Source organism: Pleomorphovibrio marinus (genome assembly GCF_003347495.1).
In the GTDB taxonomy this organism is placed as follows: Bacteria; Bacteroidota; Bacteroidia; order Cytophagales; family Cyclobacteriaceae; genus Pleomorphovibrio; species Pleomorphovibrio marinus.
The window spans coordinates 38239-47677 of record NZ_QCXY01000017.1; the positions used below are offsets into that span (position 1 = coordinate 38239).

Below are 9439 nucleotides of genomic sequence, written 5' to 3' on the forward strand. Positions count from 1 at the left end.
CAAATATAGGCCAAACGATTATCTATTCATAAAATAGGACCCCTTAAAGGCACTCCTGGAAAGGCTGTCAGCAGGGCTGTTCTTATGGTCACCCACACAATTAAGACAAAGCAATCCTTCTTCATTTATAGTCCAGTGATGTATGGAATTGACATCTCTGGTTTTGTAGCCTGCGGAATGAATGGTTTCCCTCAAAATTGGGAGGAGCGACCTGTCCAAAACGAACACCTTTCCCTGAGGCAAGTAGAGTGTTTGCCTTAAGCGCTGACCACGAAACTTGGCATTTCTCGGAAATTCAATTTGCTTGTCAAAAGTAAGTACGCTATCCTGTAGCACGAAATGATAATTGACCTGGGTGGCATTTTCCATGGCATCCTCCCTGTTTTTTCCCTGTGAAGAAAAGGTTTGACGCAGGTGAGCATTTTCATCCTCAGATCCCTTCAAGACCAGGCTCACCCTACCCCAATCTCTCCGATTTGTAGTTTCGCCATTACTTTTTAGAACAAGTGTTTCATTTGGAAGGTTGAGCTCCATTAAGTTTTCGTATTCTGCACTTTCCTTAAATTCACTTATCACCTTGGGTACCTGGAAGGCACATACCATGATGCTGGTCAACCACAAGGCAAAACAAATAAACCCAAACCGTGCATCAATGAGGTTTCTCTTGATCAACACACTTATTCCCAATAAGGTGAGGATAATCCCAGGAATCAAAATGGCAACAGCAATGGATATAGCCAACCATACCGGAAGGATCTCTGTCATAAATTCGACAGGAATATCCTCAAAAAAATAGGCCCACTCATTATTGGTAAGTAATTCAGAATAAACGCCCATGAACACCAATGGTGTGATCACTACCAGGATTCCTACAAAAAACACCAGCAAACCGAATACCACCCTGATAAGTGCCAGTAGAAAGACCCCTAATGGACCCAGTGCTATCCCAAGCCCATTGATGAGCCTACCCAAAAACCGGAATGGTGCCATCAATAGCTTTCGGGTTCCTGACTCTTCTGTAGCATTTTCCACTTGTAGGTTCTGTTGAATGGTGTTTTCTATGTTGCTCAGCGTTATTGCTCCTCCTTTCATTTCTATACGCTCTGTAATAGATTTAGCTAGTGGTGTGATAATCCACAATATGAGGTAAAGCACAAAACCGGAACCACCTGCAAATATCAATCCCACAAAACCTAGCCGCACCCAGATTACGTCAATATTAAAATAAGCGGATAAGCCACTTCCTACACCACCTAGCACCCTGTCGTCAGGGTTTCTGTAAAGTTTCTTGATGTTTTTATCCTCCGGTTTGTCATAGGATACAGGGAGAATAATCCACAGTAGAATATAGGCCAACACCGTCCACCATGCCAGGGAAATATGGAGATCTACCCTGTCTGAAATAAACCCCAAGGGGAGTCTACTAAAATTCAGGCCTCCGCTAAATAGCAGTAGAATGGTTACCAACCGGGTCCAAAGTGGGTCTATGGAAAGGTAATGGGCGAATCCGGCGCATACACCACCCAGGATTTTATTGTTTGGCAAACGTGTCAATTTTTTGTATCCCTTTGCAGCATGCTGATCGGGAGGGGTCACATATTTGTAGAAATCATTTTCTTCCTCTACTTCCTTAGAGTTTTCTTCCTGGTCCAGTCCGTCTTCCAAAGCCTTGAAATCTGCTATGGTCCCCATTTTTTCTATGAGGTTGTCCACATTCTCAGCGGTTATGACTTGTTTGTTATTTTTAAGATTGGAGAGGAATATTTCAGCAATGCGGTTTTCTATATCCGTGATAATTTCCTGATTACCATCATAGTGAGAAAAATGCTCGTTGATAGCATCCAAATATTTCTTGAGTCTGGTGTAACCGTCCTCTTCGATATGGAAAAGGATCCCACTTATATTGATACTTATTGTCTTTTTCATGTGTTTATAATTGATTTTTATTTGCCACATAGCCTGCCCCTGCCTGCTCCGAACTTGCTTCGGGGAACTCGTTTCGGGGGAATCTTGCAACGATAACCATCCCGGTGTGTGACGTGCTCATCATGCTCGATTTCATGGATTTGAGTGGCTAAATGGATTTAAACATTTTTAATTAAGAGGAAGTACCGTTCTTTTTTTGGCTTTTTTTGGACAATATAAGTTTTACCGATTTATCCAGGTTAGCCCAATATTCGGACAGTTCCTCTAAAAAAGACCTCCCCTCATCGGTGATGGTGTAATATTTTCTTGGGGGACCTGAATCCGATTCCACCCATTGATAGTTCACCAAGCCGGCATTTTTAAGCCTGTTGAGCAAGGGATAAAGCGTTCCTTCAACGATGATTAGCTTTGCTTCCTTAAGCTCCTCCATCATATCGCTGGCATACACCTCCCCTCTGGAGATAATGTGCAAAATGCAGCATTCCAATATCCCTTTCCGCATTTGTATAAGTGTGTTTGAGATTTTCATGTGTTTATATTTGTTTCTTAATGGTCACATAGCCTGCCCCGTCCCGTAGCTATCGGGGGGCATCCCCGTGTGTGGCTCGCGCCATGCTCGATTTTTGTGCTTCATCAAATAAATATAAGTGAAGGTGCTTAGCTGGCTTTTTTATCCTATCCTAAGACTTGCCAACAATTCAGAGAAAAACTGTTCCAAATTTATCTAAGGTACCTTGTTATACCAATTAATAGATTAACCATGATACCAAGTAATAACTAAAAGCTGCTTCAAATGCGTTTTTTTGGGCATTAAGAGGAGAAATTCAGGTCTAAAAAATTGAAAGTTTTTTATCAAAAAAAAGTGGTTAATTGCATGCTTGAAAGTGTGTTGTATTGCTAAGGGACAGGGTTTTGTTCGTTTTCGAACAACAAAAAAAAACAATGGATTTTTTCCGTTATTAGTCTGAAAATGATGCGAATTTCTTTTTAATTTGTGTCGAGATTTTGATTTAAACTAATGGTTATCAAGGGTTATTTTTATTTACTTTTACAGTTTGGTCTTTTTTTTCAGGTGTTTTCCCAAGGGATTGCTCCGAAATATTCCAACGAGTTCATGAATATTGGAGTTGGAGCCAGGGCTTTGGGCATGGGAGGTGCCCAGGTAGCCACCGCCAGAGACGTGACATCCGCCTACTGGAATCCTGCCGGTCTGATAGGCGTTGCCCATGAATATGAATTTGCGCTGATGCATGCGGAGTACTTTGCCGGTATCGCCAAATTCGATTATGGGGCCTTTACCACCAATATCCAAGAGGACAATCAAATTGCTATTTCACTTATACGATTTGGTGTGGACGATATACCGGATACCCGTTTTCTTTACGATGCCAATGGTTCACTAAACTATGACAATATTCAGTTTTTTAATGCTGCGGATTATGCGTTAATCCTATCCTACGCCAGAGATGTAAGTGATGCTTTTAAATTGGGGGTAAACACTAAAATCATTCATCGAAACGTAGGAAAGTTCGCAAATGCATGGGGATTTGGATTGGATCTGGGGGGAATCTATCTCTATGAAGATTGGAGGTTGGGCTTGATGCTAAGGGATGTAACCACCACTTTTAACGCATGGGCCCACAATGCCGATTTGGTCAGGGACATTTATGCACAAACCAACAATGAAATCCCCATCAACAGTATAGAACTCACCATGCCTAGGGCCATTTTTAGTTTAGGAAGAAACCTAGAAATTACCGATGAATTTGCAATGCAATTAGTAATGGATGTGGATTTCACATTCGACGGAAGGAGAAATACCATTCTGGCCACTGAATTGGTAAGCGTGGATCCCAGGCTGGGGTTGGAACTGGGTTATAAAAAAACAGCATCATTTCGCCTTGGGGCTGGCAATGTACAGCGATTAAGGGATTTTGATGCTTCTTATTATACCTCTTTCCAGCCAAGTTTTGGGCTCGGTTTTTTGGTAAATGAAAAAGTGCAAATTGACTATGCATTGACCGACATTGGGAGTGTATCCGAAACACCCTATTCCCATGTTTTTAGTGTAAAAGTAAGTCTCAACCCACTTAAACCAGACTTTAGGTTAAATAAAGGTTGGGATAATAGGTATTTATAAGCAGGATGAAAAGATTATTCACGGTCACCTTATTGTTTTTTAACCTATTGCAGGGTTACGGCCAAGAAAATTCCTGGGTAGAGTTTGGAAAGGACTATTATAAAATTCCTACGACAGTGGAAGGGGTATATAAATTAAGTTACACTACCTTATCCGCCTCTGGAATGAATGTTTCAGAGATTGACCCTAGAGAATTAAGGCTTTTCCACCGTGGAGAGGAGGTGTCCATGTATATAGCTGGTGAAGAGGACGGAAGTTTTGATGCAAATGACCATGTCGAGTTTATTGGCAAAAAAAATGATGCTATGTTGGACAGGGGTCTTTACGGTAACCCAGATCATTTACCAAACCCCTATTTCAACACCCACAACGACACTACTGCTTTTTTCCTAACTGTAAGTCCTGGCACCAGAGGCAAAAGAATGAATTTCAAAACCCTATCGGAAGGGGAGTATCCTATGGTTCAAACTGTGGTGAAGCAGCATATTGCCTCTTATGCCGAACAATATTCGTTGGGCCAAACCTACTTTCCAAATGTGAGACTTTCTCTTTATGATCAAGGGCAGGGATGGACAAGCCAACCTATCACCAGAGGAAACAACAGAACCTTTGAATTCAATGATCTTGGGGCAATTACAACAATTCCTAATCCCACTATTGAAATTGGTTTATTAGGCAGATCGGATTCTCCCCACAGGACTTCCGTTCAAGTGGGTGCCAATACAAATTCTCTGAGAGAAATTGGGCAGTACGACTATATTGGCTTTGAAAACTATACCATCACTTTGGAGCTCACCCCCTCGGATTTTGCTTCTGATGGGGATTTGGCTGTACGTATCGGTAGTCTGGGTAGGGATGGGGGATTGGATAATATCTCTGTTAGTTACATCAAAATTGACTATGGCACCCAAGTTCCCGATTTTAACTTTACCAAGACCCTTCTTGGGATTAATCAAGACGAACCCGCTCATTTGGCTCTTCCAGCAAATAACCAAAACTACTTGGCATATGACATTTCCAGGTTCCCTGAGGTAATAAAGCATCAGACGGAAATAGAAAATGGAACCTTGAAACTGGAAGTGGGGGGAACAAATTCAAATGCCAACCTTCTGATACAAAGAAGCAATACCACCATAGAACCTAATGTGCTTCAAAAGGTAAGGTTTAGGAACCTACTAAATCAACCTGCTGATTACCTGATTATTTCCCACCCCAGGTTGAGAACACCATCCAGCAACTATGGGGACCCAGTAACTGCATTTGCTGCCCACCGGGCCTCTCCTCTTGGAGGTGCATTTGACACCCTCACTGTTAATATCAACGAAATTTATGACCAGTTTGCTTTTGGGGAAAAAACCCCTCTTGCCATAAGGGAATTTCTCAAGCAATATTCCAATCGACATCAACCGGAATATCTACTACTTGTGGGTAGGGGCTTCGGTATATATAATACAAGAAGACTGAGTGGAGTAAACCATTTTTATAGAAACAACCCCAGTATATTTGATTTCCAAGAGCTAATACCCGCCTTTGGATACCCCTATTCAGACAATCGTTATGCAGTAGGATTGGACCCTAATGAACCCCACAGTCAAGACATTGCAGTAGGAAGAATTCCCGCGCGGACTTCCCAAGAAGTGGCCAACTACTTGGAAAAAGTGAAAGAAAAAGACGGGATGGGAGTTCAGGAGCCTTGGCAAAAAAACCTCATCCACTTAAGTGGAGGCAGATCTGCTTTTGAACTGGAGAGGTTTTACAACTTTCTGAATGGGTTCAAAGCTGTGGCAGAGGATATATACCTGGGAGGTAAGGTGTCGACGATCAGAAAAAGGAGCAATGCCACCGTAGAATTGATCAACATTGCTGATGAAATAAACGAGGGTGCCAGCATGGTCACCTTTTTTGGTCATGCAGCACCGGCCACTACTGATATAGACATAGGGTTTGCCAGTGTAAACGAGATGGGTTACCGAAATCAAGGAAAATACCCTGTGCTGCTACTTAATGGCTGTGATGCAGGTAATGCCTTTGGTGCTGCCTATACCTTCGGGGAGGATTGGATAGTGACCCCCAATAGGGGTGCATCGATATTTTTGGCCCATGCAGATATTGGTATTGATGTTTACCTTAGGAGATTTAGTGAGTCATTTTACGCCAAGGCATTTGCAGACTCATCCCTCATCCACCAGTCCATAGGAAAAGTTAAAATAGAAAGTGATCGCTTGTTTTTAGAGAGGTTTGGCCCCTCTGAAGTAAACCAAAGCCACATCAATCAAATGATCATGCTAGGGGACCCTGCAGTAAGGATGTTTCCCGCTGATAGAGCCGATTACGCTATTCGCGGTGAAGAAATCACTCTCCAAAGCTTTGACGACACACCATTAAACGCGCTCATGGACTCCATGCAGTTGAGTATGGTGATTAGAAATATAGGAAAGGTTGATTTGGATTCCATGGATCTAAATGTAAGTCGGCAACTCCCTGATGGAAGTATAATCACCTATGATACAGAGAGGATGGCCCCTATTTTCAGAAAGGACACCATCACCTTTACCATTCCCAATAGTGGCATAAATGCTTTTGGGGATAACGTTTTCACAGTTGAGCTGAATAAAAGGAAGCATATACGGGAGTTAACATATGCCAACAATCTGGCATCGGCAACCCTTTATGTCCCCATGAGTGGAACCTTAAACCTTAAACCTTATGACTTTGCCATCGTCAATGTGAGGGAAACAGAACTTATTGCTCAAATACCAGGAAGGTCTATAGAAGAAAGAAACTTGGTCCTTCAATTGGATACTGCGGCGGATTTCAGTAGCGCGTATAGAAGGGAGACCAGGGTAACTACTGCAAACTTGGCACGTTGGAAGGTAGATTTATTTCAAGGCCTTGGACCTAAAGACAGCCTAACTTTTTATTGGAGAAGTAGGTTTTTGGAACCTAGGGAGGGTGAAAACCGGGATTGGTCCACTTCTAGTTTCTCCTACATCAACAACGGCCCCGAAGGATGGACACAAAGATCCATGCCCCAACTCCAATCCACCCAATTAAACAACCTAGAAATAGACCCTCAGTCCCAATCATGGAGGTATAGGGAAACTGCCTTGAATATAGATGTCTTTACCTTTGGGCCCGATAATGAGGACTACTCGGCTGAAAATGTACAAGTAATGCTGAATGGTGTTTCTTATATTCTGGATACAGAAGGGCGGTTTTGTCCTAATGGAACCTTAGGTTTATTGGCCTTTGATCAAAGAAAACTGGAGCCCTATCTGCCAGTACCGTTGACCAATATCGATGTATTAGATCCAAAAAGCTGTGGAAGATCGCCACAAATCATACAAAACATTAGGAACCAATGGATTACTAATGAGGGTCAAACCATGTTGCTGGATTATATCAACAACGTAAAAGAGGGAGATTACGTAATCATTTTCTCCGTAGGACAGGTTACTTTTTCAGATTGGCCAGAAGAAGTCATTTTTAAGATGAAAGAGCTTGGAGCAAATGAGGCCACCCTGCGAAATTTAAGGACTGGTGAACCTTATATATTGTTTGGCCAAAAGGGTATGGAACCTGGGGATGCCATTGAAGTATTGGCTAAAACAGAGCAGGAAATTGATCCCAATGCACAGGTTATTCGCTTTGAAACCGATATAAATGGTTATTTTCCAAATGGGAGCATCATCTCACCCAGGGTAGGGCCAGCTTCCTCATGGGTAAGGTTTTTCAACCATGTGGTTCAAAATGACGTCTTTAATACCGAATATTCTGGTTTTGACCTGATGGGGGTAACTATGGACGGGGGAGAAGTGCTGCTTTACCCAAACATTAAAGAGCCTGATGTTGACCTTAGCGCCATATCTTCAGAAGAATATCCCTACATGAGGTTACGGTTTAACCTGGATGACAGCGAGGCTCCAACACCTGAACAACTAAAGAGGTGGCAGGTAAACTACTCCGGTGTACCAGAGGGGGTCTTGACCCTAAAGTCGAAAAAGGAAAATGTCCAATTATTTGAAGGCCAAGAATCAGTTGCTGACTTCGAGTTTATCAATATCGGATACTATGACTTTCCAGACTCTGTGACCGTGGAATGGACCTTTACTAATTTAGATCAAAGAAGGGTTGAGCGCTTCTCCAAAAAGATTGCTCCTGTTGAAGCCGGAGAAAGGGTCGAACTCTCCATTCCCTTTGACTCCAGGGGAAGAGCAGGTAAAAACTCTTTAAACGTTTTTGCAAACCCCAGAATTATGATGGAGCAGCGTTTTCGAAACAATGTAATAGATCTTCCGGAATATTTTCAAGTTGCCAGAGATGAACTCAACCCTATTCTTGATGTGAGTTTTGATGGCATCTATATCATGGATGGGGATATCGTCTCTCCTACTGTTCTTATTTCGGCCCTTGTGAAGGACGAGAATCGGTATTCTCTAAAAAAGGACACTGTGGGGATGGAATTGATGTTAAAAAGAGATTGTGAGGGATGTGATTTTGAAAAAATAAGTTTTAGCAACCCTAAGGTAAAGTGGTTCGAAGCCACCGAAAATTCGGACTTTAGGATTGAGCTTCAACCAGGTCCATTAGAAGACGGCATGTACACCTTAAGGGTAAATGCCAGTGATGCCTCTGGAAACAAGGCAGGGGAGAAACCCTATGAAGTGAATTTTGAAGTTATCAATGAAAGCCAAATCACCAATTTTTATCCATACCCCAACCCATTCAGCACAAGTGTGCGGTTTGTGTTCACGGTGACAGGAGCTCAGGCTCCGGATGAAATCAAAATACAGATCATGACTGTGACAGGAAAGGTAGTAAGGGAGATCTTTCAGGACGAACTTGGCCCCATACGCATCGGAAACAACATCACTGAATATGCCTGGGATGGTAAGGATGAATTCGGCGACCAGTTGGCAAACGGTGTTTATATATACCGGGTGTTGGTAAGAAAGGAAGGGCAGTTTATGGAGCATAGGGCCACGGCTGGTGACAAGGCCTTTAAAAAAGGGTATGGTAAGATGTACCTATTGCGATAAAATGGCTCTCGCAATGGTAAAGCCCTGGACATAAAAGCGCCGCAGGCATGGCGTGCCTCACGGGGCGATCGTGGTGTGAAAAAGTTCACAAAAAGAACGTAGCGGGTGCACATCAGTCGCGACATGGAAGACCTACCAACCACTTTCGTGCCCATCCGTAGCAAAGAACATTAGCCACTAATGCACTAATTTACACGAATGAGGTGGTTGTGGCCCAAGCTTGGGTCGTTTGATAGTGGGGTGCCGGAGTGTAAAAAAAAATATTCGTGCCCATCCCTGGCAAACATCCCCGTGGCGGGCTTGGCGTGAAATGGTTCTCGCCACGGGCGCAACC

General features: G+C 42.9%; 4 protein-coding genes. 2 read left to right on the forward strand and 2 right to left on the reverse strand.

Annotated elements, in window-relative coordinates:
• Positions 1-18 precede the first annotated feature (18 nt).
• The gene (locus tag DB520_RS25560; protein WP_114752629.1) at positions 19-1926 is read right to left on the reverse strand and encodes a PspC domain-containing protein; all 1908 of its coding nucleotides are present in this window, start codon (positions 1924-1926) and stop codon (positions 19-21) included.
• A gap of 172 nt (positions 1927-2098) precedes the next feature.
• Positions 2099-2455, reverse strand: coding sequence for a PadR family transcriptional regulator (locus DB520_RS25565; protein ID WP_114752630.1), 357 nt, complete (start codon positions 2453-2455; stop codon positions 2099-2101).
• A 489-nt stretch (positions 2456-2944) separates the two neighbouring features.
• On the opposite strand from DB520_RS25565, the gene DB520_RS25570 reads away from it, so the two are divergent.
• Positions 2945-4066 carry a putative type IX sorting system protein PorV2 gene (locus tag DB520_RS25570; protein WP_114752631.1) on the forward strand — a complete coding sequence of 374 codons (1122 nt, stop codon included), beginning with the start codon at positions 2945-2947 and terminating at the stop codon, positions 4064-4066.
• Between the two features lie 5 nt (positions 4067-4071).
• On the forward strand, positions 4072-9105 hold the full coding sequence (gene porU2 / locus DB520_RS25575; RefSeq protein WP_114752632.1) for a putative type IX secretion system sortase PorU2: 5034 nt from the start codon (positions 4072-4074) through the stop codon (positions 9103-9105).
• Positions 9106-9439 lie beyond the last annotated feature (334 nt).

Coding starts and splice junctions, on each gene's coding strand:
- DB520_RS25570 (WP_114752631.1), top strand. CDS start 2,945: ATGGTTATCAAGGGTTATTTTTATTTACTTTTACAGTTTGGTCTTTTT.
- DB520_RS25560 (WP_114752629.1), bottom strand. CDS start 1,926: ATGAAAAAGACAATAAGTATCAATATAAGTGGGATCCTTTTCCATATC.
- DB520_RS25565 (WP_114752630.1), bottom strand. CDS start 2,455: ATGAAAATCTCAAACACACTTATACAAATGCGGAAAGGGATATTGGAA.
- porU2 (WP_114752632.1), top strand. CDS start 4,072: ATGAAAAGATTATTCACGGTCACCTTATTGTTTTTTAACCTATTGCAG.